This window comes from Streptomyces sp. RG80, assembly GCF_040446465.1.
In the GTDB taxonomy this organism is placed as follows: Bacteria; Actinomycetota; Actinomycetes; order Streptomycetales; family Streptomycetaceae; genus Streptomyces.
Genome location: NZ_JBEAAJ010000021.1, coordinates 53,672 through 78,414 on the forward strand (window position 1 = coordinate 53,672; position 24,743 = coordinate 78,414).

At 69.8% G+C, this 24,743-nt stretch carries 18 protein-coding genes; 7 read left to right on the forward strand and 11 right to left on the reverse strand.

Annotated features, from left to right (window positions below):
- Positions 1-56: 56 nt before the first annotated feature.
- Positions 57-890 (reverse strand): 2-amino-3,7-dideoxy-D-threo-hept-6-ulosonate synthase, encoded by an 834-nt coding sequence (locus tag ABKA17_RS46055; protein ID WP_353698440.1) that lies wholly within the window; start codon positions 888-890, stop codon positions 57-59.
- Between the two features lie 133 nt (positions 891-1,023).
- A complete protein-coding gene (locus ABKA17_RS46060) occupies positions 1,024-2,109 on the reverse strand; it encodes a ParB/RepB/Spo0J family partition protein (protein WP_353698441.1) in 1,086 nt (361 codons plus the stop codon).
- Positions 2,110-2,637: 528 nt separating this feature from the next.
- Between ABKA17_RS46060 and car the strand changes: the two genes are divergently transcribed.
- The gene (gene car / locus ABKA17_RS46065; protein ID WP_353698473.1) at positions 2,638-6,150 is read left to right on the forward strand and encodes a carboxylic acid reductase; all 3,513 of its coding nucleotides are present in this window, start codon (positions 2,638-2,640) and stop codon (positions 6,148-6,150) included.
- A 204-nt stretch (positions 6,151-6,354) separates the two neighbouring features.
- Positions 6,355-6,951, forward strand: a complete 597-nt coding sequence (locus ABKA17_RS46070) for a TetR family transcriptional regulator (protein WP_353698442.1) — start codon at positions 6,355-6,357, stop codon at positions 6,949-6,951.
- A gap of 87 nt (positions 6,952-7,038) precedes the next feature.
- Here ABKA17_RS46070 and ABKA17_RS46075 read toward each other — a convergent pair whose 3' ends face one another.
- The 3 genes from ABKA17_RS46075 to ABKA17_RS46085 all read right to left on the reverse strand — a co-directional run bounded on the left by ABKA17_RS46075 (position 7,039) and on the right by ABKA17_RS46085 (position 10,378).
- Positions 7,039-7,782 (reverse strand): HAD family hydrolase, encoded by a 744-nt coding sequence (locus ABKA17_RS46075; RefSeq protein WP_353698443.1) that lies wholly within the window; start codon positions 7,780-7,782, stop codon positions 7,039-7,041.
- Complete coding sequence (locus ABKA17_RS46080) at positions 7,779-9,014, reverse strand: acyl-CoA dehydrogenase family protein (RefSeq protein WP_353698444.1); 1,236 nt, start codon at positions 9,012-9,014, stop codon at positions 7,779-7,781. The genes ABKA17_RS46075 and ABKA17_RS46080 overlap by 4 nt, the downstream gene beginning before the upstream one ends.
- A gap of 299 nt (positions 9,015-9,313) precedes the next feature.
- A complete protein-coding gene (locus tag ABKA17_RS46085; RefSeq protein ID WP_353698445.1) occupies positions 9,314-10,378 on the reverse strand; it encodes a ScbA/BarX family gamma-butyrolactone biosynthesis protein in 1,065 nt (354 codons plus the stop codon).
- A gap of 137 nt (positions 10,379-10,515) precedes the next feature.
- On the opposite strand from ABKA17_RS46085, the gene ABKA17_RS46090 reads away from it, so the two are divergent.
- From ABKA17_RS46090 to ABKA17_RS46110, 4 genes are all read left to right on the forward strand, one after another.
- Positions 10,516-11,145, forward strand: a complete 630-nt coding sequence (locus tag ABKA17_RS46090; protein WP_353698446.1) for a ScbR family autoregulator-binding transcription factor — start codon at positions 10,516-10,518, stop codon at positions 11,143-11,145.
- Positions 11,146-11,194: 49 nt separating this feature from the next.
- Positions 11,195-12,208 carry an aldo/keto reductase gene (locus ABKA17_RS46095; RefSeq protein ID WP_353698447.1) on the forward strand — a complete coding sequence of 338 codons (1,014 nt, stop codon included), beginning with the start codon at positions 11,195-11,197 and terminating at the stop codon, positions 12,206-12,208.
- Positions 12,209-12,882: 674 nt separating this feature from the next.
- Positions 12,883-13,251, forward strand: a complete 369-nt coding sequence (locus tag ABKA17_RS46100; protein WP_353698448.1) for a DUF1330 domain-containing protein — start codon at positions 12,883-12,885, stop codon at positions 13,249-13,251.
- A 261-nt stretch (positions 13,252-13,512) separates the two neighbouring features.
- Positions 13,513-15,186: a CocE/NonD family hydrolase gene (locus tag ABKA17_RS46110; protein WP_353698449.1), complete on the forward strand. Its 1,674-nt coding sequence runs from the start codon at positions 13,513-13,515 to the stop codon at positions 15,184-15,186.
- Positions 15,187-15,445: 259 nt separating this feature from the next.
- On the opposite strand, the gene ABKA17_RS46115 is transcribed toward ABKA17_RS46110, so the two are convergent.
- Together ABKA17_RS46115 and ABKA17_RS46120 are read right to left on the reverse strand one after the other, a co-directional pair.
- Positions 15,446-16,006 (reverse strand): SUKH-4 family immunity protein, encoded by a 561-nt coding sequence (locus tag ABKA17_RS46115; RefSeq protein ID WP_353698450.1) that lies wholly within the window; start codon positions 16,004-16,006, stop codon positions 15,446-15,448.
- Between the two features lie 83 nt (positions 16,007-16,089).
- Positions 16,090-17,373, reverse strand: a complete 1,284-nt coding sequence (locus tag ABKA17_RS46120; RefSeq protein ID WP_353698451.1) for a sensor histidine kinase — start codon at positions 17,371-17,373, stop codon at positions 16,090-16,092.
- Positions 17,374-17,882: 509 nt separating this feature from the next.
- Here ABKA17_RS46120 and ABKA17_RS46125 point away from each other — a divergent pair.
- Positions 17,883-18,812, forward strand: a complete 930-nt coding sequence (locus tag ABKA17_RS46125; protein ID WP_353698452.1) for an alpha/beta hydrolase fold domain-containing protein — start codon at positions 17,883-17,885, stop codon at positions 18,810-18,812.
- Between the two features lie 79 nt (positions 18,813-18,891).
- Here ABKA17_RS46125 and ABKA17_RS46130 read toward each other — a convergent pair whose 3' ends face one another.
- The 4 genes from ABKA17_RS46130 to ABKA17_RS46145 all read right to left on the reverse strand — a co-directional run bounded on the left by ABKA17_RS46130 (position 18,892) and on the right by ABKA17_RS46145 (position 24,698).
- On the reverse strand, positions 18,892-20,157 hold the full coding sequence (locus ABKA17_RS46130; RefSeq protein ID WP_502994553.1) for an AI-2E family transporter: 1,266 nt from the start codon (positions 20,155-20,157) through the stop codon (positions 18,892-18,894).
- Between the two features lie 175 nt (positions 20,158-20,332).
- Positions 20,333-20,989: a response regulator gene (locus ABKA17_RS46135; RefSeq protein ID WP_353698453.1), complete on the reverse strand. Its 657-nt coding sequence runs from the start codon at positions 20,987-20,989 to the stop codon at positions 20,333-20,335.
- On the reverse strand, positions 20,986-22,305 hold the full coding sequence (locus ABKA17_RS46140; protein WP_353698454.1) for a sensor histidine kinase: 1,320 nt from the start codon (positions 22,303-22,305) through the stop codon (positions 20,986-20,988). Before ABKA17_RS46140 ends, ABKA17_RS46135 begins: the two co-directional genes overlap by 4 nt.
- Positions 22,306-22,439: 134 nt before the next feature.
- Positions 22,440-24,698 (reverse strand): MMPL family transporter, encoded by a 2,259-nt coding sequence (locus ABKA17_RS46145; protein WP_353698455.1) that lies wholly within the window; start codon positions 24,696-24,698, stop codon positions 22,440-22,442.
- Positions 24,699-24,743 lie beyond the last annotated feature (45 nt).

A 24,743-nucleotide genomic window follows, 5' to 3' on the forward strand; every position in this document is an offset into this window, starting at 1 on the left:
TCGGCGACGGACGTCACGGTGTGCGGGGAGGGGATTGCTGGGGTGGGGGCTGCCCGTCAGACGGTCGCCTCGGACAGTTCCTGGCGCAGGGCGGCCAGGGGTTCGAGCGACCGCGCTCCGGCGTGGACCCGGCGGGCCACCGAGCGGGCCAGGCCGCCCGGGTCCGGCGCCTGGAAGATGTTGCGTCCGACGGCGACGCCGAGCACGCCGGACTGCATCGTGCTGTCGATGCGGTCGAGGAACTTCCCGCTGTCCTCGAGCACGCCGCCGCCGGCGGTGACGACCGGGATCGGGCTGGCCGCGACGACCTCGCGCATCGTCAGGGGCGAGCCGGTGTAGGGGAGTTTGACGATGTCGGCTCCGAGGTCCGCTGCGACGTTCGCCGCGTGCGCCAGCAGAACGGGGTCGGCCGGGTCGGTGATACGAGGGCCGCGCGGGTAGACCATCGCGAGCAGTGGCAGGCCCCAGCGGGCGCACCGGCCGGCGACCGCGCCAAGGTCGGTGAGCTGGGCGGCCTCGGTGCTCGATCCCAGGTTGATGTGGACGCTGACGCCGTCGGCACCCAGGGCGACTGCCTCTTCCACGGCCCCGACCAGGATCTTCGCGTCCACGTCCGGCGCGTGCTGTGTGCTTCCGTTCAGGTGGACGATCAACGCCAGCCGCCCGAGCGCTTCGGTCGGCAGGAACCGGACGCGTCCCTTGTGGACGATGATCCCGTCCACCTCGTTGGCGGCCATCGCCTCGACGAGCCCGGCGAATCCGTCGGCGGAGGCCACCGGGCCGTCGGCCAGGGAGTGGTCGAGCGGAACCAGGAAAGTCGTCCCGGAAGCCGAGTGGACAATTCGCTGAACCCTACGGTCCTTTCCGGTCCAGCCGTATGCATCGGTCATTTCCTCAACACCCCGTCCCAAATCCGAATAACCAAGCTGATTTTCCGGTGCGCATTCGAAGCGCTTTCTGTTGGAAGCTTTTTCGGTGTTTCCGATGTTGCTCCATGACAGAACCAAGGAATTCGCCGGAGCGTCAAGCCCCGCGATTTCCCCGCTTTTCGGAGTTCACCGCCGGCTGCCGCTGCTCGGGCGGCGCCGACCGGCGTCGCGACAGGCGCACGGCCAGGTCCTGCCACGCCTGCACGCTCGCCTGCGCGAGTTCCGCGACGAAGTCGAGGCAGTGGTCGGGCAGGTCGAGGACGAGACCGTCCTGCGCCTGTGGGTCGATGGCGGCCACCGCGAGGATGCTCAGCAGCAGCCGGCCCGACTGGTTGAACCGCAGTGAGGGGTCGGTACGCAGGGAGCGCAGCAGCGCGGTCGACCGGTCCAACGCGACCTGCTCCGACGGCATGGTCTGCGCGCGCGGCGCCTCCGCGTTCCGCGCGGGCGGGGTGCGCCGCTGCCTGGGGATCCCTTCCCCGCTCTCCCGGTGGAGCTGGTCGCGCACATCGCGGACGGTGCCCGTGGACACGCCGGCGACCGCGCTCACCGCCCGCAGGGAGGAGGAGGGCTCCCGTAAGAGCATCTCCTTGGCGCGCTCGCGCCCGGCGGCGGTGCTGACGGGCCGCACTCGGCCGTCCCTGCCGATCCGGGCCTGCCCTCCGGGCCGTCCGACCGTCTCGCGCAGGGCGGCGATCGTCTTGGGCGACAGTCCGACGGCCGACGCTATCGCCCGGTTCGACCAGTCCTCCTGCTCGTACAGGATTCGGGTGCCGGCCGCCTTGCGGTCGGCCAGTGACAACGGCAGTCCGTGCCGCACGTTCAGCCGCACCGCCAGGACGAAGGCGCTCGCGTCGTCGCCGTCGAACCAGCGGGCCCGGATGGTCGCTTCGCCCCTCAGCCGGGCGGCGCGGACCCGGTGCAGGCCGTCGACCACCCGGTTGGTGCCGCGCTGCACGATGATCGGCGGCAGGTCGGCCTGTGATTCCGCCAGGACCCGTACGTGCTCGCCGCTCTCCCCCGCGGAGCGCGGCGAGTGGGACAGGTCGAGCGCCGTGATCGGGATCCACTCGACGTCCTCACCGGCGTCGGGATCGGTGTACCGCGCTTCGACGTCCACGTGTTCCGGCGGGTGCACGCGCGCGTCCCGTTGCTGGAGCTCTGCTTCGCTGTCTGTCACGTTCGACCACTCCTCAGCCACACCCGCGCTCTCAGTCAGGGGCCTCGGAGCCTGCGCGCACTCCGACCGACCCGCCATAAGAATACCTCCGCCAAGGTATTTTTTTGCAACCCTGCCGCAGCACCCCGCGCGGTGTGCAACCGCGGACTTTCCCCGGTTGCACACCCGGCCACCGCGGAGACCGGCCGGCCGCAGGGCCGCAACGGCCGCAGCAGCCCCCCGGCGCCGTGACTGAACCACGGTGACGGGCACGGCGTGCGAATGACCGAGTAAATCCCGCTCCGGTGCGCACGAGCAAAATGCCGACCACTGCCCCGGGCACACTTTCCGCCCCTCCCCCGCCACCCCTGGCCTCCATTTCATGGCGCACAGTAAGCTGACCGCGCCTTGGCCACCGGAGCGCTCTGCTCCAATACGCCGGCCCGGCCCGTGGCGGTCTCCCTCGGCTTTCTGCCAGGCCCATGCGCCGGAACAAATTCGCGGTCACAGAAAGGCGTGGTCATGGGTAATGATTCACCGGGCGCCACCATGCACGCTCCCGTAGGGAAAAGCCGGAAGCAGCGTATTGCCGATTTGTTCCGGGCCGAGCCGGAGCTCGCCGACCACATGCCGACGGCCGGCGTCTTCGCGGAGACCGCCGGACCCCGGCCTCGCCTGTCCGCGATCGTGAGGCGGACCCTTGCGGCGTACGCCGACCGGCCCGCACTCGGCGAGCGGGCCAGGCAGTACGTGAGCGTGGACGGCCGCGTCACCGTGCGGCTGCTGCCCCGGTTCGACACCGTCTCGTACGGCGAACTGTGGTCGCGACTGAGCGCGGTCGCCGCCGACTGGTACCACCACCCGCGACACCCGCTGCGCGAAGGCGACTTGGTCGCGGTCCTGGGCTTCGCCGGCACCGACTACACCACCGTCGATCTGGCGTGCGGCCAGGTCGGGGCGGTCGCCGTGCCACTGCACACCAACGCCTCGGTCGACCACATCCGCCACCTCGTGGCGGAGGCCGCGCCGCGTGTCTTCGCCACCAGCACCGACCGGCTGGCCACCGTGCTGGAAGCGCTGGACGGACAGACCTGCGTGCACCGGATCCTCGTCTTCGACCACCACCCCGAACTCGCCGAGCACCGGGAGGCGCTGGCGGCCGCCGGCCGGTTGCTGGCCACGACGGGTGCACCGATGTCGCTGGAGCTGCTGTCCGACGTCGTGGACCGCGCGGGCTCGCTGCCGCCGGTGCCCGAACTGCCGCCGGACAGCAGCACCGCCGGCGCGCTGTCGGCCCTGGTGTACACCTCCGGCAGCACCGGCACGCCCAAGGGCGTGATGTTCCCGGAGTCGACGGTGTCCCTCATGTGGCGCCCATCCGCGCGACCCGATGACCAGTACCCGTTGATCACGGCCAACTTCCTGCCGCAGAGCCACCTGGTCGCCAGGAGGCTGGTGATCAAGACGCTGGCCTCCGGCGGCACCGCACACTTCGTGGCCAACAGCGACCTGTCCACCCTCCTGGACGACCTGGCACTGATCCGGCCCACCGAGATCGCCATGGTGCCGCGGGTCTGCGAGCTGCTCTTCGAGAGCTATCACGCCCAGCTGAACCAGCGCGCGGCGCGCGGCGAGCTGCGCGACGCCGACCACGCCGAGGTGATCGCGCACCTGCGAGACCATGTGCTGGGAGGGCGTGTCATCCACGCCCCCTGCGGGTCCGCCCCGCTCGCCCCGGAGCTGGCCGAGTTCCTCCGCGACGCCCTCGACGTCCCGCTCCTGGACAGCTACGGCACGACCGAGACCGGTCTGGTGATGCTGGACCACCGGGTGCAGAGCCCCCCGGTGGTGGACTACAAGCTCGTGGACGTACCCGAACTGGGCTACTCCACCGCCGACTCCCCCCATCCGCGCGGCGAACTGCTGGTCAGGACCACGCTCATCACCCCCGGCTACTACCGGCGTGCCCAGGACACCGCCGAGGTGTTCGACCAGGACGGCTACTACCGCACCGGCGACATCATGGCCGAGACCGCGCCCGGCGAACTGGTCTACGTCGACCGCCGGAAGAACGTACTCAAGCTCTCCCAGGGCGAGTTCGTCGCCCTGTCGAAGGTGGAGGCGGCGCTCGTCGCCAGCCCGCTGGTGCGGCAGATCTTCGTCTACGGCAACAGCTCCCGCGCCTTCCTGCTCGCCGTGGTGGTGCCCACCGCCGAGGCGATCGACCAGGCCCGCGACGAGGCGGGACTGAAGGCGGCGGTCAGCCGGTCGCTGCAGAGCGTCGCCGCGCAGGCCGGACTGGCGCCGTACGAGGTCCCGCGCGACCTGATCGTCGAGACCGTGCCGTTCAGCCAGGGCAACGGTCTGCTGACCGACTCGACCAAACAGCTGCGCCCGCGGCTGAAGGAGCGCTACGGCGAACGGCTCGAACAGCGCTACGCCGAACTCGCCGCGGGTCAGACCGCGGAGCTGCGCGCGGTGTGGCAAGGCCACGACCGCCCGGTGGCCGAGACGGTCGCCCGCGCCGCGCAGGCGTTGCTGCCGGGGCTCGAGATCGAACCGGGTCCGGAGCATCGCTTCACCGATCTCGGCGGAGACTCGCTGTCGGCACTGTCGTTCGCGAACCTGCTGCGGGAGATCTTCGGCATCGAGGTCTCGGTCGGAACCGTCCTGGGACCGGCCAACACCCTCGGTGAGATCACTGCCCACGTGGAGCGGCTGCGCGGTGCCGCCGCGGCCCGGCGGGCCACCTTCGCCGCCGTCCACGACGAGCACGCCCCCTCGGTGCGGGCCGACGAGCTCACTCTGGACAAGTTCATCGACGCGGCGACCCTGTCCGCGAGCAGGGCACTGCCCCGGCCGGTCGGCGAGCCGCGCACGGTGCTGCTCACCGGGGCCAACGGCTACCTCGGCCGCCTGCTGTGCCTGGAGTGGCTTCAGCGGCTGGCCCCGGTGGGCGGCACACTGGTCTGCCTGGTGCGCGCCGCTGACGACAGGGCCGCCCGACAGCGTCTGGAGGAGTCCCTGGACAGCGGGGACACCGCGCTCAAGAGCCGCTTCGAGGAACTGACGGCGGGCGGCGCGCTGCGTGTGCTGGCCGGCGACATCGGCACGGCCCACCTGGGCCTCGGTGAGCAGGACTGGCAGCGCTTGACCGCGACCGTGGACCTCATCGTGCACCCGGCGGCCCTGGTCAACCACGTGTTGCCGTACCGGCAGTTGTTCGAGCCCAATGTGGTCGGCACCGCCGAGGTCGTCCGCGCCGCCCTGACCACCCGGCTCAAACCGGTCGTGTTCGTGTCCAGTGTGGCCGTGGCCGCACATGCCGCGGCCACGGCCGACGAGGACACCGACATCAGGGACGACAGCCCCCAGCGTGCGATCGACGACAGGCACGCGAGCGGCTACGCGACCAGCAAGTGGGCAGGCGAGGTGCTGCTGCGCGAGGCCCACGACCTGTGCGGGCTGCCGGTGACCGTGTTCCGCTCCGGCATGATCCTTGCGCACGCCCGGTACGCCGGTCAGCTCAATGTGCCCGACACCTTCACCCGCCTGCTGCTGAGCCTGATCGCCACGGGGATCGCACCCGAGTCGTTCTACAGCGGCGCGCAGGGCGTCCGGCGTCCGCGGGCCCACTACGACGGGCTGCCGGGGGACTTCGTCGCCGCCGCGGTGACCGCCCTGGGCTTCCGGAGCGACGGATTCCGGACATTCAACGTGGTCAATCCGCACGACGACGGAATCTCGCTGGACACCGTGGTCGACTGGCTGGCCGACAGCGGGATCACCGTCCGCCGGGTCGGCGGTCACCGCAAGTGGTGCGAGCAGTTCGAGGCCGCGCTGCAGGCGCTGCCCCAGGCGCAGCGACCGTACTCCCTGCTGCCACTGATAGCCGCCTGGCGCGAGCCGCTCATTCCTCGCACGGCGTCGGCGCTGCCCGCCCAACGGTTCCGCACAGCGGTGCGCGCGGCCGGCCTCGGTGCCGATCAGGACATTCCGCACCTGTCCCGGCCACTGGTCGAGAAGTACGTGGCGGACCTGCGGCACCTGGGTCTGATCTAGGGCGTCGGACGCACACCCGTCGCCCGAGCCGGGTCGGCCCGGGCGACGGGTTTCGGCCGAGCGGCGATGCCCAGGCTTTTGCGGAGCGGGCCGCCGCCACGCGATCGGGTCGTACGCGGATAGGATCACTTTCGACGTCGGCGTCAAGGCGCGCCGATCGAACAACATACCTTTGTGAAGGTTTTTTCTCTGGAGGGGATCCGTGTGACTCAGGAGCGTGCGGTCCGCACCCGGGAGCACGTGCTCAACGCTGCCGCGGAGGAGTTCGCCGCGCACGGCTACATGGGCACGACGCTGCTCGACGTGATCCAACGCACCGGCATGACCAAGGGCGCGCTGTACGGGCATTTCTCCTCGAAGGAGGAGCTGGCGGCGGCGTTGATCGAGGAGGCCGGGAACGAGCTGAGCACGCGCGCGGCACCTGCCGGCGAGCTGGACGGGCGCACTCTGCGCGAGACCGTGCTCGACCTCGCCCGGCATCTCCGCCAGGACACGCGGGCCCGGTCCGCGTTGCGGCTCGCCGTGGAGAGCCCTCATCTGGACCGGCACGACCTCGGGCTGGTCCAGCGGATCTGTCTGCAACTCGCCCGTGCCGTCAAGGAGGCCCAGGCCGGTGACGGGAGCACCGGCGGCTACCCCCCGGAAGCCGTGGCCCGCCTGCTGGTGACGGTCTTCTTCGGGGTTCCTCATCCCGTCCCGCAGGACGACGCCGACGCCGCGCGACGCTTCGACGACCTGTGGGCGGCCGTGTCCGGGCCGCCGAAGGCCCGACGGGCCGGCACCGGCCCTCAAGAGCGCTGAGCGCTGGTGATCCCCCGGCCGGGCCCGTCCGGATCCGGTGGAGTCGGGCGGGCCCGGCCGACGACACACGATCATCCGTACGGCCGGTCAGACGCCGTCCCTGCGGGGGCCGGCGCCGACCGCCGGAACGGGAGAGAGCAGGACAGGGACGTCGAGCGCGGCGTGCGGTTGCAGCACTCGCGCCCGCGGCAACCGCGCCGCCAGTTCCACCGAGCCGCCCACGATGACGGGATGCCCCACCTCCGCCAGCATCGGCAGATCGGAGAGGTGGTCCCCGTACGCGTAACACCGCGCCGGGTCCACGTCCGGGCAGCGCCGCAGCATGTCGCGGACCGCCGCGCGCTTCGCCGCTCCGATACACGGATCGCCCACCAGTTCGCCGGTCAGCACTCCGTCACGCACCCCGGGGACCGAGCACAGCAGACGCGTCGCCCCCACCTCGGCGGCGATGGGCGCGAGGACCGCGGGGAACGATCCGGACACCAGGATCACCATGTCCCCTGTGCCGCGGTGCAGTTCCAGCGCCCGGCGGGTGGCGGCCAGGTAGAAGCCGGGTGCCTCCGACCGCTCGGCGTACCAGGCCTCGGCCAGCTCCACGACCCGGGCGGCGGGCTCACCCGCCCAACTGCGGTAGTACAGGCGGTTCATGGCCTCCCGGGGTGCGCCGGCCGACGTCCGTCGGGACAGGTTCCGTCGGACGTCGGCCGCGAGGCGGGCGCCTCGCGTTCCGCGGGTGCGGCGGAAGTAGTACGTGAGGAAGTCGAACATCGACTTCCCTGAGATGAGCGTCTCGTCGACATCGCAGAACACCAGGCGGACCGGCCCGCTCACCGGGCTCCCCCGGGTATCGGAGCCGCCCACTCGCTCTCGCCCCAGGCCGCATAGGCGCCGGCCGAGGCGTCGAGCCGCAGGACGCCGTGCGCCGCCACCGTGTGCGTGTCCCGCCAGGCCCGCTGGACCTCGCTGGTGTCGTCCCGGGCGTGGGCACCGCCCGTCCTGAACAGCCGTTCCACGGCCTCCACCAGCAACTCGGCGGCCACCGCGGCGTCGCGCCGGTTGACCGCCTCCACGCGTGGCGCGGTGGGCTCGGCGTCGGCGCCGGCTCCGGCCCGGTCCAGCAGCAGGGCCACGGCGTCGATCTCGGCGGCGGAGCGCGCCAGCACCCGCTGGACGGCCGCGTCGCCCAGAGCCGTCGAGCCCCCGGCGGGCGGGGTCGCCGCCCAGCGTGTCCAGGACCGCAGAGCGAGCCGGGCCGCGCCGAGCGCCGGCGCGCAGAGCATCGGGCCGCCGGCCACGAGCGCGGACGCCTGGCGTGCCGGTGAGGCGCCGGGCTCGACCACGGCGCCCAGCATGTCGCCGAGCGCGCAGGCGCGCCGGTCGGGGACGAACACCCCGCGTACGTCGACGGAGTTGCTGCCGGTGCCGCGCAGCCCGGTACTGCGCCAGGTGTCGCGCACGATCACCTCGGAGCGCGGCACCGCCAGGACCCGTGCCGCTCCCTGCGCCGGACCGGCGGGGGCGGCACCGGCCGCGAGCGGGGCGTCGTCGACCGGGGCCGCGAGCAGGATCCAGTGGGAGAAGTCCACGCCGCTGACACAGTCCCACCGGCCGTCCAGCAGCCAGCCGCCCGGTACCGGGCGAGCCGTTCCTGCCGGCGGGGCCAGGGCCGCGGCGATCAGTGTGTCGGGGCCGCTCCCCCACACCTCCCGCTGTCCTTCTTCGGGCAGCCTGGCGGCGTACCGCCCGTGCGCGGCCCAGAGCATGCCGCACCATGCGGCCGAGGGGCACTGTCCGGCGATCAGCGCCGTGGCGGTGATCAGGTCGGCGAAGCCGCCTTCCCGGCCGCCCCATCGGCGGGGCACGAAGTGACGTGCGAATCCAGCCTCTTTGAGCCCGGTCACGACCGCGGGGGCCAGCCGCCGGTCCCGGTCCGCCGCCGGCGCGGCACACCCTGCCGCCCGGGCGGCCCGCAGTACGGCGTCCTCGGCGGGCGCGCCGCCTGTTCGTTCCGGGAGGGAAAGGCCGAATCGCTGCTTTTCTTGCGGCTCAGCATGATCGAGCATCATTGAGCTCCTTGTCGAGCCGGACGGGGATGTGTAAAAATACTTTCTCAACGGTTTCTTACTTGGGGGTGCGGATGCCGCGAGAGCAGGAACACCCCCTGCGCACGCACGCGTCGGCGCGTATCCCGGTACGGGAGGCACGGGCGGCCGCGAGGTCCGTCCCGCTGTTCGATGCCGCTCCGAGTCCGGGTGTCAGCCGGCCGACCCCATCCGCACAACCGCCAGGGCGCGGTGGGCCTTTGGTTCCCTCGTACATCGAAGACCGCGGTCGAGACAGGCCCGCAGATCTGTGCGCACCGCTACACCGCCACGCCGGAGCCGATCGCGCCACGGGAGAAGGCGACCTCATCGGACGCGTCGGGCAGGCCCCGCGGCAGCCACTCCATGGTGACCGTGGCGACGGTGTCCTCCCCCTGCACCGCCCTGATGAGCAGCCCCGTGACCCCCGACGCGATCGGCGGCGGCTGCAACTCGGCGCACAGCCGCACCGGTTCGTCGAGGTCGGCGAAGGCCGGGCAGTCCATCCGCACGGCGCGGAGCACCGCGCCCGCGCAGGCGTCGTGGTGACGGTGGAGCAGGCGGTACCCCAGCTGACGGGCGCCTTCCAAGGTGACCATCAGCGGTATGTGGTCTCCGGGGTGATCGAAGAGGACGGCGTGGTGAAGATCGACCAGAAGCCGCCACTCCCCCGCCTCCGTGCGGCCCAGCACGCTGTCCTTGGCCCGCAGTCGGCCGACGTCGGCGGCCGACAGGCGAGTTGCGGCGCAGTGCTCGACGCGAGCGGCCTCGTCAGGCTCCTGCCTCTCCACCCCCCGCCAGCGCAGCCGCCGGTACAGCCCCTCGTCGACGGCGTAGACGCTGAGCCCGGCCCGGGCGCACTCACGCCCGGCCACCGACACCACCGCGTCCACCCGCATACCGAAGCGCCGCGGCGGCCTGTTCGCGACCCACGACCACTGGACGTCCAGGGTGACGTGCAGCGGGGTGTCGCCCACCACCAGCGCCTCGTGGTCCGTGATCTCGAAGTGAGTGTCGCTGCCCACGAAGCGGTGTCCCAGCGGGATCCCGCAGTACTCGTGCGCCAGATAGACCAAGGCCTGGCGCACCGTCTCGGTCAGCAGCAGCGGGTCGCACATGCCCTGAGCGTCGGGATAGTAGAGCGCATGGTCCCGAGGCCACTGGGCTCCCACGAGGAACCGGTCCTCGCCCACCTGCAGGGCGTCCGTGATGAAGACCTCGGCGACCGCGGCCCGGTGGACCAGTTGCCGAGAGACTGGTTGGAGAAACTTCAGAGCGGCATCGACTACTACTGCCGTGCCCGGTTCGCCTGGGACCCTGGTCGACAGTTCGTTCAACTGGTCCATGGTCTTTCCCCCATTGGGTTCGGGAATACCGTGGTGGCGCGATGTGAAAATATACCTTCGCAGAGGTATCTTGCAAGGGAACCATGTCGCGCGGAGCATGCTCACCAGGCACCGCCGAAGAGCACGGAAGAGGACTCATGAGCAGGCATCTGCAGACACCCGCCCGAGCCAAGACCACCCCGCGGGAACTCAAGCAGGAACGGGCCAGCCGCACCCGGAGGCAGCTCCTCGACGCCGCCGCGACGGCCTTCGCCGAAAAGGGGTTCCCCGCCGTCACGCTCCAGGACATCGCCGACCTCGCCGAGGTGACCAAAGGAGCCGTCTACTTCCATTTCATGAACAAGGAGGCGGTGGCCGTCGCGGTCACCGAGGAGTTCTACACACAGCTGCCCACCATTGGCGAATCGGTCACAGCCAGGCAGCTGCCGCCGCTTGACGCGGTCGCCGAACTGCTCCTGCAGACCGCTGTCGCCCTGCGGGACAACCCGGTCATGCAGGCCGGTGCCCGGCTGCAGATCGAGCGCAACCTGGTCAACGCCGACATGCCAACGCCGTTCAGCGAGTTCACCCACCTCATCGCCGAGCTCCTGGGACAGGCCCAGGACGAGGGCACATTGCGGGCCGACACCGACGTCGCCCCCATGGCCCGGGTCGTCGTCGCAGCCTTCTTCGGCAGCCAGCACATCTCCTGGGTCCAGCACAACCGGGAGGACCTCACGGAACGGGTCCAGGAGATCATCGACGTCATCCTCCCCCACCACACGTGAGGTCGGTGACCTCCCGCCCACCCGCCGCCACACGAGGAGAGTCCTGCCCATGCATGCCTCAACCCTCCCGGTCGTCCCTCTCGGCACCGGCGGCCCGTCCGTAGGCGCCCAGGGCCTGGGCTGCATGGGATTCAGCGAGTTCTACGGCCCCAGCGCACCCGCTCAGGCACCGGAAACCCTCCAGGCCGCCCTCGACGCGGGCGTCACCATGTTCGACACCGCCGACCTGTACGGACACGGCGAGAACGAGGTGCTCCTCGGCCCCTTCATCCGCGCCCACCGCGAACAGGCCTTCCTCGCCACGAAGTTCGGCATCGTGAGGCAGCGGGGCCGACAGACCTGGAACCAGGTCCGCGGCGACCGCGCCTACGTCCGCCAGTGCGTCGACGCGAGTCTCAGACGCCTCGGCATCGACACGATCGACCTGTACTACGCGCACCGCCGTGATCCTTCGGTCCCCCTGGAGGAGACCGTCGGCGCGATGGCGGAGCTCGTCCAGGAGGGCAAGGTCCGCCACTTGGGACTCTGCGAGGTGACCGGTCCCGAACTGCGCGCGGCCCACGCCGTCCACCCGATCGCCGCGCTGCAGTCCGAGTGGTCACTCTTCAGCCGCGACGTCGAGACATCGGCGGTCCCCACGGCCGCCGAACTCGGCGTGGCGTTTGTCGCGTACTCGCCCCTCGGCCGTGGCCTGCTCACCGGCGCGCTCCCCGGCACCAGCGAACTGAGCCCGGGCGACGCCCGGTTGACGATGCCCCGGTTCACCGGCGAGGACGCCCGCATCAACCACGCGCTTCTCGGCACCGTCCGCGCCATCGCCGAGGACCACGCCGCAACCCCGGCCCAGATCGCGCTGGCCTGGATCCACCAACAGTCCCGCGTCCACGGCCTCACCGTCCTGCCCATACCCGGCTCCCGCAGGCCCAGCCGGCTGCGGGAGAACACCGCGGCGACGGCGCTCACCCTTTCCGCAACCGAACTCTCCGCGCTCGAACCGCTGGCGGCCCAGGTGTCCGGCACCCGCTACGCGGACATGAGCACCACTGCGACCGCCCGCGAGTGACCCGCGGCCCGGCGGCGGCATGCTGAACCGCCGACTCCCCACCTGTCGGCGTGCGCGTGAACGTGGCTCTGAGTCACTGCGCTTCCACCGTGCCGCTTGGCCTCGCTCGGCGTCTGGGCGTCTGGGCGTCACCGTGAGCTCGTCGTGGTCGATCCACCAGGAGATGTACTCCAGTGCCGCAGACTCGAGATCGCGGCGTGGGGCGTAGCCGCGAAGGCTCTTCGCCTTGCCGATGGAGAGGTGGTGGCTGCCGTAGATGTGCTCGGCCTCTACCGCAGCGTGCTCAGGGCTCGTGACCGGGCGGAAAGCCGGCCAAGCGGACCCGCAGGTTGCATGACGTTGCGCGACAGGGCGACCGTCACCCCGGAGGAACTGCGGGAGTTCCTCACCGGCGGGGGTCGCCCGCTGATGACTCCCGGAGCGCTGGGCGTAGGTCAAGCAGATCCCGAGAGCGAGCGCGGGCGAGCTCGACAAGGACCGGATCCGACGGCCCTACGCCTACCAGCGAGTCGCGGTGACGACGCTGGACTGACGCACATCGGGTGCCCTGACCGGGACTTGCGAGAGAGAAACCGATCGGTTTACAGTGATGGAAACCGATCGGTTTCCCATCCTGTGCGGCGCGACCGACGTCATCGCACTGGTTCCCCCTGAGGCTGAAGAGAGCATTGGCAATGAGCGAACGCCCAGCGAAGAAGTTCTACGCCCTGAACATGTTCAACGTGGTCGACGTGGAGAAGTACGTCGCGTATTTCAGCCGCCTGCCCGAAGTGGCCCCGCGATACGGCGGCCGAATGGTGACGTTCGGCCGTTTCCGGGACAGCGTCACCGGTGACCTCACGCCGCGACAGGTTCTGTTCGTCGTCGAGTGGGACTCCGAACAGGCATTCAACAGCTTCCGCGACGATCCAGAACTGGCCGACTTGCATCCGCTGCGGGAGGACGGGACGGCGTCCTACATCTGGCAGACGTTCGACGGCGTCGAGATGAGCGACCCCGCCAACGTTTCGCTCGACGACGTACTGGCGGTCCTCAAGCCCTGAAACCCACGTCACTGCGGAGCCTGGTCCCGGGTCTCGGACCGGGCGGCCAACAAGTGGCTGCTGCCGGCTGCCTACTTCACCCAGCTGGCGAAGGTCGGCCACTTCATCGGCCTGGAACGGCCCGACGTACTGCCCGACCTGCTGAACGCCGACCTGAGCCCCCGAAACCGCCGGGTCACCCCCGTTCGGGGGTGCCGGGTGGGCTGAGAACCGATCGACCATGTCCTCGCGAAGGCGTCGTGGCAGGCAAAGGAGCAGCACATGACGGAGATCCAGATCGAGTGCGACGTACCCGCCAAGATGCGTGACGGCACGGTGCTGCGCGCGGATGTCTACCGACCCGGCGGCAGCGGACCGTGGCCGGTCCTGCTCAGCAGGTTGCCGTACGGGAAGCAGATGGCCCTGGCGATCGCGGTCCTCGATCCCCTGGCGGCGGCCCGGCGCGGCTTCATGGTGGTTCTCCAGGACACCCGTGGCAGGTTCGCCTCCGAGGGCGAATGGGAGCCGTGGACGCACGAGGAGAGCGACGGGTACGACACCGTACGGTGGGCCGCCGGCCTTCCCGGCTCGAACGGCTCCGTCGGCATGATCGGCGCCAGCTATTTCGGCAACACCCAGTGGATGGCTGCACTGTCCAAGCCGCCGGAGCTGAAGGCGATCGCACCGGTGGTCACGTGGTCCGACCCGGACGACGGGCTGTGGACACGCGGCGGTGCGATCGAGCTCGGAATCACCGCGCCCTGGACGCTCATGATGGGAGCCGACGCGCTGATGCGCCGGCACGGCACCGACCCCGCCGCGCTCGTCGGCAGCCTCGGCGGGCTCGTGCAGGATTTCGACGGTCTGGCCGGCGGCGGCTACCGCGAACTGCCCGCCGGTCACTTCCCCGCGTTCGTCCGGCACGACCTTCCCGAGCTGGGCTACGAGCGGTCCCGGCGGGAGCCCGAGTGGGCGCGGGCCTGCCGGGTCGAGGGCCGACACGACGAGGTGGACCTGCCCACCTTCCAGGTCGGTGGCTGGTACGACATCTTCACCCAGGGCACGCTCGACAACTTCACCGCCATGCGCCGCGCCGGCCGCTCCGCCACCCTGGTCATGGGCCCGTGGAGCCACGCCAACCAGCAGCACGTCATCGGCGACGTCAACTTCGGGTTCGCCGCGAACTCCGCCTTCATGGGCATGCGCGGACCTCTGCACGGCCTCCAACTCGACTGGTACCAGCGCACGATCGGCGACGGCGAGCCGCTGGAGCCGGACACGGGCCAGGTTCTCCTCTTCGTCATGGGCGTCAACCAATGGCGCGAGGAGACGGAATGGCCGCTGTCACGGGCCGTCGACACGGACTTCCACCTGCGCGCGGACGGACGCCTGACCCCTGAGCCACCGTCAGCCACCGAGCAGCCCGAGGAGTTCACCTACGACCCGATGGACCCGGCGCCCACGACCGGCGGAGCACTGCTGCTGACCGACGAGTTCCGTCCCGGGCCGCTCGACCAGACAGCAGTGGAAGCGCGTGCGGACGTCCTCGTCTTCACCACCGAACCACTCACCGAGGACGTCGAGGTAACCGGCCGGGTGCGGGCGGTCCTCTTCGCCGCCACGGACGGGTCGTCGACCGACTGGGTGGCCCGCCTGTGCGACGTCGACGAGCACGGCGTCTCCCGCAATGTAACCGACGGCATCGTGCGGGTTCGACAAGCCACACCGGGTGAGCCCGCCGAGCACGTCGTGGACCTGTGGTCGACCAGCATCGTCTTCCGGGCAGGGCACCGCATTCGCGTCCACGTCACCTCCAGCAACTTCCCGCGCTGGGACCGCAACCTGAATACGGGCGACCCCGAGGAGTGCGCGACCACGGCCCGAGTGGCCCGCCAACAGGTCTTCCACGACCCCGCCCGGCCCTCCCGCATCGTCCTGCCGGTGGTCCCGGGCTGACAGGCAGCGGCGGGAGTGCCGGGCGGTCGGTGAGGCGGCGACAGGGGCGCCGCCCGCCGCGCCGGCACCATGCCCGAAGCGCACCACTCGAGGTTCACGGCATCCCGGGGCCCCACGCCGTATACGCCGAGAGGAGGGCCAGGGCACCTCGGCCGCTCCCGCCCACGGCAGACGGTGGGTGTCAAGGACGCTGTCCAGGCCCGTGCGCGACTCCCCGACCTGGCAGGTCAGGGGTCGTCCGCCAGCGAGCGGGTCAAAATCAGTAGAGCCATCGATCCAGAAGCCCGGGCCAGAGAAACCCCTCGTAGCCGCCGAAGGCCGCAGGGTCGATCTCCTTCAGCTCCTCGGCCAGTCGGTTCAGCTCGGCGAAAGCATGCTCTTCCTCCTCTTCCGAGAGGTAGTCGTCGGGGCCGTCCGGTTCGCTGAGAAGGTCTGAGGCGGTGACCCAACGCCCGTAACGGTGAAGGACATTGAGCCACACATCGACACTCGAGTTGGCGAACCACGCCTCCCCGTCCGGCATGACGAAGTAGACCGCCCCGGTCTCAGGCTCCACGCCGAACGATGACGGCTCGCCCGGTTCGTCGGGGTCCGTCTGCTCGGTGAGCCGGTAGAGCGGTCCCCGGGACGTGAACAGGATCGGTTCAACCTCGCTCTGGATCACGACTCGCTCGATGACACGCGGAGCTACCGGGATACCCACCTCAACGAGCTGCACCTTCATGATGTCCGGGATCCGCCAGCCGGCCACAAGGTCCCGTCTGGCTCGCGTGACATGGCCGAGACCGGCCCACCCCGTCAGCTGGTCAAACGTCGTCATCGAGAGGCCCTCTTCAGTCAGCTGCCGGCCCTGACCCTACCGAGCCGACCTTGGGGGTAGAAGGCGGGCCAAGTCGGCGGAGGTCATGTCGGGTGTGCGTCTGAGGAGGTGTTTGTAAGCGGATTCGGAAGCAGAACGGCTCGAACGCTCCAGCCGCCTTCGGAGTTGGGACCGGCGGTGACCGTCCCTTGGTAGAGCGCTGCGCGTTCACGCATGCCGAGCAACCCCTGCCCGCCGCCTTCCCGGAAATGATCCAGTGCCGTGGCGAGCGGACCCGTGTCCTCGACCGTGACGTGTACGGCATCCGGCTCCGCGATCAAGGAGACCCTGATCGTGGTGTCGGAAGCCGCGTGCTTGAGGGTGTTGGTCAGAGCTTCCTGGACGATGCGGTACAGGGCGAGTTGCAGTCCCGCGGGCAGGCCCGCGAGGTCGCCGGCCGTATGGAGGCCGACGTCGGGGCCGGCCACACGGATCCGCTCCAGCAGAGCGCCGAGATCGCCGACACCCGGCTGGGGGCGGAAGGGCGTCTTATGAACTCCCTCCTCACGAATCCCGGTGAGGAGCCGACGCAGGTCGGCCAGGGCACCGCGCCCGCTGTCAGCGATGATCCGCAGGGTGTCCGCGGTCTGCTTCGGCTTGGTCTCGGCCAGCCCCGCCGCACCGTCGGCCAGACCGACCACGATGGCGAGGGTGTGACCGAGGATGTCGTGCATCTCCCGGGAGATGCGTGCCCGCTCCCCGGCCTCCGCGAGGCGGGACCGCTGGTCGCGCTCCACTTCCAGACGCACCGCCTGGTCCTCCAGGGCGGTGATGTACGAGCGCGCCACGCGGCCGGCCAGCCCCAGGCCTGCTATCGCGAGGATGCAGAGCACCAGGTCGGTAGTCACCGCCAGAGGGCTGTCGATCCGTTCGATCTGCCTGTCCGGCGCGAACGTCATGATGGTCACGATGGTCTGGGGGACGGCTATCGCGACGGCGACAGCCAACTGGACGGGCGGTGCGAACCGGGCGAGGTTGTACAGCATGATCAGCTGCGCGAGAAAATGAGCGTAGCTGAGAACCCCGGACACGGCCTCAGCCATGGAGAAGGCCGTGACAACGGCGAAGACTAGGAAGGGATGACGATCCCGCGCAAGCAGCGGGACAGTGAACCCGATCATCACCACCAGCGCGACCAGGAAACCTGGATCGGCCCCGGCCGCACTGTCGACAAGACCCGGGACACCGAGAGCCGCACACACCAGCGGCGCCGCCCATTGCCTGACCCGGGGGTGCTCCTGACCGGCTCGCTGTATCGATATCAGCCACGCCAGCAGCCGCACTACCGTGCGGTGCTCCGGGCCACCCAGAAGGCTACTGGGTTCCACCGGGCGGGCCCTCGGGGAAGTGGTGGTCACTGGATACGTCTCCGGGATGCATGCGGACCGTCAGCCACCCCTGAGTGGGCAGGAACGGCGGACGGCGGCTGACAGGAAGCGGCTCACGCCCGCGATCCGTTCTCGTCGCGGAAGAAGTGTGAAGAGGCCGTCGCGCGGGCCGTATTTCACGGTATAGGCGTCGCTTCGACAACACGCAGCACCGAAGAACCCAAAACCAGGACGGCAGCTGCTACCACGGTAGGGGGCTCTTTCCTCCGAAGGGACACACTCCGAGCGCCGTAGCTCCCACCTGCCCTTTCGGACAGGGCCCCTCCTACTCAAGTACCAATCAGACCCGCCGTTTTCGCTTCTTCGGTGCCCTGCTCATCCCGTAAGAGATCACTAGCCTGGACACACGCCACAGGGCACTACCGGCGGGTCCGCCAGAGCAGGGCTTTGCGCATGACAGTCCCTCAAAGCGGCGAGCCCGGCGCGCCACCCCATCGAACGGAGCTGCCATGTCCCTCCTGGCCCGGCCGGCGCTGGCCTCACCCGCCGCCAAAGTGATGCAGCGTCTCAACGCGCTGCTGGCGGACCGACACGTCGCGTCCTCTCTGCACAAGCGTTTTCCGGAATACCCCCGGAACACACACGAGCTGACCATCCCGACTTCCATCGCCCCGGCCCGCGCTGTGGTGTACGTCCCCGACTGTCCCGACGGCGCGCCTTTGCCTCCAGTCCATGTGAACTTCCACGGTGGCGGCTTCGTCCTGCCGCCGGTCGAACTGGACGACCCGCTGTGCCGTTTCCTCGCGGCCGAGGCGGGCGTGGTGGTGGTGAACGTGGACTACGTCGTCGCGCCGCAGCACCCGTTTCCCGCGCCACCTCGCCAGGCGTACGACGTTGTCGCATGGGTCGCCGAACACGGCGCCGAACACGGCTGGGACAGCAGCCTCCTCACGGTGGGCGGTCAGAGCGCCGGAGGGGCCCTCGCAGCGGCGGTGGCCCGTCAGGCACTGGAAAAGGGCGGTCCCTCCATCGCTCTCCAGATCCTGCACTATCCCCCTCTGGACCTCGTCACCGATGCCAGGGACAAGCGCTCGGTCATCGCCAAGCCGCTGCTGCGCCCATGGATGGCGGACATCTTCGACACTTCCTACGTGCCGGACCCGACGCTGCGCGGCGATCCCTTGGTCTCCCCCGCCCATCCCTCCGACACCGCCGACCTGACCGGCATCGCACCCGCCTTCGTCATCACCCCGGAACACGACCTGCTCCGTGCCGAGGGCACTCGCTACGCCGAGCGGCTGCGCGGCGTCAGGGCGCTCTACGACCACCTCGACGTGCCGGGTGCTGACCACGGCTACGACCAGAACGACGCCGAAACGGCCAGAGGCATCTACGGCCTGATAGCCCAACACATGCGTCAGGCCGTGCACTCCGACTGATCGCGTACCGCCCGACCGGAATCGACGAGTGGGGTACCAGCCAACTGCTTGTGGCTGGTACCCCACTCGCATGCACGGATCAGGCTCCGGACACCGTGTCCTTGAGCCTGCGCGGCAGACGCGAAGACATGCCTGTGGCCGCAACACTCGCCAGTCGCCGAGACCGACGTCCCGGCCGGCGCGGTGGCTCGTCCTCATCGGAACGGACGTCGTCGACGACCTCCGTTTGGTCCGCCGTGGCAGCTGCCGGTGTCTCCTCGTACCGCCCCCTCAACTCCGAGAACACGCCGAACACCGCCGCGGTCATGGGCACGGACAGGAGCATGCCGAGGACTCCGGCGACCGAGGCACCGGCGGTGAGTGCCACGAGGATCACCGCGGGGTGCATCTGCAGGGTGCGGCTCTGGATCATCGGTTGCAGCACGTTGCCTTCGAGGAGTTGCACCGCGAAGACGATGCCCAGGACCCACAGCGCGGTCCCGAGGCCGCCGTCGGCGAAAGCGACCAGGACCGCGACTGCGCCGGACAGGAGCGCACCGAGGTAGGGGATGTACGCGCCGATGAAGACCAGGGCCCCGAGCCCGACCGCCCCCGGTACGTCCAGAACGAGCAGGCCGACGGTGATGCAGACGGCGTCGATGAAGGCGACGATCGTGGTGCCGCGCATGAATCCCTCAATCGCCTGGAAGGCGCGACGGCCCATCACCTCAAGGTTCGCACCGGAGCCCCGAGGGGCGAGCGAGTGCAGTGCGGCGACTGCCCGGTCGGAGTCACGAAGGAAGAAGAACATGAGCAGGATCGCGAGGGTGCCCGTCGCGGCCATCTCCACGATCACGCTCACCCCGCTCAAGAGGCCGTTGACGGCGGTGCCGCCGAACTTCGACAGCAGGTCCTTCGCGTTCGCGGCCACATCGTCCAAGGACGTCCCCGCCAGGCCGAACCGCTCCTCGACCGAGGCGGCGGCGTTGCGCAGGGAGGAGATGATCTGGTCACCGCTGTCAATGAGGGCGGTCACCACGATGTATGCCGCCCCGCCCATGACCACGACGACAGCGGCACAGGTCAGCCCGGCAGCGAGCGACTTGTTCATTCTCATCGCGATCAATCGGCGATAGAGCGGACCGAGCAGGGCCGCGCCGAGTAGTGCGAGCAGAACAGGCGTCACGACGGTCTGGAACGCGACACAGAACCACACCATCACGGAGATGGCCCCGCTGGCGAGGAGGATCAGCACGCTGCCCACGGCCACGCGCCGCGCGATGCCCTGGAGTGGGTCGTGCCGCTGGAGCGTCCGACGCCGCTCGGGCCATGCCTGTCTGTTCGCGGGCGCACTCGTGCTTCTGATCACCGGACGCGCTCGGTACAGCGGTCGGCGCCGTCGGCTGCGCGCTGCTCCGGGGGAAAGATTTCGGGGCTCTCCTTTGTGCGTACTCACTCTGTTTCTTCTCCGCTCGCACAGGGCCGGATCAGGCGACCACGGCCCTATTTCTGGCTTCGTGACCCCACATCGCGGCGGTTGCTCATGCCGGCCGTACAAGCCCCACGTCGTAGGCGAAGATGACCGCCTGGACCCGGTCCCGGGCACCGATCTTGGCGAGGATGCGGCTGACGTGGGACTTCACGGTGGTCTCGGCCAAGTGCAGGCGTTCGCCGACCTCGGCGTTGCTGCAGCCAGTGGCGACTGCGGTGAGAACCTCGATCTCACGTTCGGTGAGGGCTTCCAGCTGTCGCGTCTGCTCCGGGGTGTGGCCGGGTAGGCGTGTGGTGAAGGCGTCGATGAGCTTGCGGGTCAGGCCCGGCGAAATGACGGCGTCCCCGGCCGCGACCGCGCGGATTCCAGCGAGGAGTTCTTCGGGCAGGGCGTCCTTGAGGAGGAAGCCGCTGGCTCCGGCGCGCAGGGCGTCGTAGGCGTATTCGTCCAGGTCGAAAGTGGTCATGACCAGCACGCGGGAACGGCCACCGGAGGTGACGATGCGGCGGGTCGCCTCGATGCCGTCCATGCCGGGCATGCGTACGTCCATCAGGACGACGTCCGGGTGGAGTTCGGCCGTCATACGTACCGCTTCGGCGCCGTGCGTGGCCTCGCCGACGACGGTCAGGTCGGGGTGTTGTTCCATGAGCATGCTGAAGCCGAGGCGTTGCAGAGCCTGGTCGTCGACGATGAGGACAGTGGTCATGCCGGGTTCTTCTCCGTAGGCGTAGTCGTGTCGGTGGGTGGGAGGAGGTGCAGTTCCGCTCGGACGCTCCAGCCGCCCCAGGAGTTCGGGCCGGCGGTCACGGTCCCCTGGTAGAGCAAGGCACGCTCGCGCATACCGAGGAGTCCCTGTCCCCCGTCGTTGTGAGGGCGCTCGCGCGGCGTACGCGGAGGGCCGCTGTCCTCGACGGCGACGCGTACCGCGTGGGAGGTCGCCACGACGGTCACGTCGACCGTCGTGGCGAGGGTGGCGTGCTTGAGGGTGTTGGTCAGTGCTTCCTGGACGATGCGGTAAACGGTGAGCTGGAGTCCTGCGGGGAGGCCGGCGAGTTCCCCCTCGGTGTGCAGGGCCACGGTGGGGCCGGCGACCCGCACCCTTTCCAGGAGGGCGTCGAGGTTGCTCAGGCCCGGCTGGGGTGCCAGCGGGGAGTCGCACGACGCAGTACCGTCCTGGCGGAGGGTGCCAAGGAGACGGCGTAGATCCGCCAGGGCGCCGCGTCCGCTGTCGGCGATGATCTGCAGCGTCTCGGCACCCCGCTTGGGGTTGGCCTCGGTCAGTCCGGTCGCGCCGTCGGCGAGACCGACCATGACGGCGAGGGTGTGGCCAAGGATGTCGTGCATCTCCCGGGAGATGCGGGCCCGCTCCGCCGCTTCCGCGAGCCGGACCCGCTGGTCGCGCTCCACCTCCAGCCGCACCGCCCGGTCCTGCAGAACGGTGATGTACAGGCGCGCGACCCGGCCGCCCAGCCCCAGTCCCGCCATCGCGAGCATGCACAGCGACAGCATGACGGCCAGTGCCAGGGCGGTGGTGATGCGCTTGAGCTGTATGTCGGAGGAGAAGGCGAGAGTGGTGATCACCGTCTGGGGTACAACGACCGACACGGCCCCGGCCAGAGCGAGGGGCGTGGCGAAGCGAGCCAGGTTGTACAGCATGATCAGCTGGGCAAGGAAGTGTGCGTTGGTCAGCACGCCAGAGGCGGCCTGCGCCACGGAGAACCCCGTGATGATGGTGAACACCAGAACCGGACGACTCCGGCGCCACAGCAGCGGGACGGTGATTCCGGCCAGCAGGCCGAGTGAGACAGGGAGGGCGGGTCCCGGGCCGGGGTATTCCATCAGAGGCTGGAGGCCGAGCACGGCGCACAGGATCGGCATCCCCCACCTCTTGACCCGGGGATGTGCCTGGTCCGCCCGGCCCAAGGCGGCCAGCAGAGCCAGGACCCGGACCACCGTGCGGTCCTCCGCGCTACCCAGCAGGGTGCCGGGTTCGGCTGGGGAGTTGTTCGATGCTGAGGTCACGGCGTGTGTCTCCGAGATACCGGCGGACCGTCCGACGGCCCTTGGGGGGAGTGAGGACCGGCGGACAGCGATTGAAGGGGCGCTCCCACTGCCGTGGGATCACATGCGCCGGGCTACTGTAAGCGGCACGGTGGTCAGTCCTGGCCACGGCGGGCGGACGTGAGCAGCCTGCCTTTCGCGCTTCTGAGCCCGGTGTCCCCGTCCAGCCCGGTCGTCCGGGTCGGCCCGTCCAGGACGTGCCGCAGCTTCTCCCCCTCGACATCGACGTCGGGCAGGATTCGGTCCAGCCACCGAGGCAGTGCCCAGGCCCGGCGGCCCAGTAGCGCCATGACCGCGGGCACGATCGTCATACGGACCACGAAGGCGTCGAAGAGGACGGCCGAGGCGAGCCCCAGACCGATCGACTTGATCAGTGCGGCATCAGCGAGCAGGAATCCGGCGAAGACGGAGATCATGATGATCGCCGCGGCCGTCACCACACGGGCGCCGTGCCGGAAGCCCGCGACCACCGCCTCGGTGGGCTCGGAACCGTGGACGTACTCCTCCCGCATCCGGGTGACGAGGAAGACCTGGTAGTCCATCGCGAGGCCGAAGACCACACCGATCATGAAGATCGGCATCACGCTCACAATGGGAGCGGTGGTGTCGACGCCGAAGACGCCCTTGAGCCAGCCCCACTGGAAGACCGCGACCAGGACGCCGAGGGTCGCCACCACGCTGAGCAGAAAGCCCAGCGTCGCCTTGACCGGTACCAGGATGGAGCGGAAGACGAGGAGGAGCAGAATCAGCGCCAGGCCGACGACCACCAGAAGGTAGGGCACAAGAGCGTCTCCGAGCTTGTCGGAGACGTCGATGTTCAGGGCAGTCGTACCGGTGATCACGACCTCGGCATCCGTGGCTCGCTGCATGGCCGGGGCGGTGATGTCACGGATCTCCCCGACCAGGTCCACCGTCTCCTGGCTGCTCGGGGAGCCCTTGGGGACGGCCCGGATCAGGGCCACGTCACCAGAGGTGTTGAACACCGCCGGGCTCACGGAGGCGACGTCCGGCAGCTTGCCCAGCGCGGTCGCCGTCTGCTCGGCGGCGGCCTTCGGGTCCTTGCTGTCGCGGGCGTCGACGACGACCGTGAGCGGGCCGTTGTAGCCCGGGCCGAATCCCTTGCTCAACGTGTCGTAGGCGACCCGTTGGGTAGTGCCCGCAGCAGCCGTGCTGTCGTCGGGCATGCCCAGGCGCATCGACAGCGCCGGGATGGCCAGCACACCGAGGGCGGCGACCGAGACCACGAGCGCCCGCCATGGGTGACGGATGACGTGCTGCACCCAGTGCACGCCCATCGGCTCGCCCTCGCCGCGCTCCAGCGCCCGCATGCGCTTGGTCTGGAGATTGCCTTTCATGATGCGCGTCCCGGCGAAGCCCAGCACTGCGGGCAGCAGGGTCAGGGCGACAACCACGGCGACGATGACCGCGAACGACGCCGCCAGGCCCAGGTCCGTCAGCAGCCGGATACCGACGACGCTGAGACCGGCCAGCGCGATGACCACGGTCAGACCGGCGAAAACGACCGCTGATCCGGCCGTCCCCAGAGCTCGCCCGCAGGCGTCCTCGGGTTCGTGGCCCGCCCTGATCTCACTGCGGTAGCGGGAGACGATGAACAGGGCGTAGTCGATGGCGACCGCCAGCCCCAGCATCAGCGCCAGCGTCGACGCTGAGCCGCTCATGCCCCATATGGCGGTCGCGATGGTGATCGACAGGATCGCGATAGTGACGCCCAGGAGTGCGGTCAGGAGCGGCAGACCCGCGGCGAGCAGGGATCCGAAAGTGATCACCAGCGCCACAGCGGCCACCGCGAGACCGATCAGTTCGCCGGCGTGTGCGCCCTCCTTCTCATTGACGGCGTTGCCGCCCAGGTTGACCGCCAAGCCCGCCTTCTCGCCCTTGTCGGCAACGGCGTGCAGGGCGTCCCGTGCCTCGGTGGTGACGTCGGCCTGGGCAACCCCGTACGTCACCTGGGCGTAGGTGATCGTGCCGTCCTGGCTGATCAGACGACTGGCGTAGGGGTCACTGACACTCGCCACCTGGGGAGCCTTCTTGAGGTCGGCGATCAGCGACTCGACCTCGGTCCTGTTGGCCCCGAAGGTCAGCTTCTGCCCGCCGGGGGCCTCGAAGACGACACGAGCGGTGGCACCTGAGGCAGACGCCTGCGGGAACTCCTTGTCGAGCAGGTCCAGCGCCCTCTGGGACTGGGTGCCGGGAATGGTGAACTGGTCCGACGTCGTGCCGGACACGCTCGCGGAGCCGATGCCCACGGCAGCCAGGATGGCGATCCACAGCATCACGACGAGGCGGCGTCGTCGGAACGCGAACCGGCCGAGTCTGTAGAGGAAGGTGGCCACAGGAGTTACTCCCACCTGGGAAACAACGGGATGGACGGTATGGAC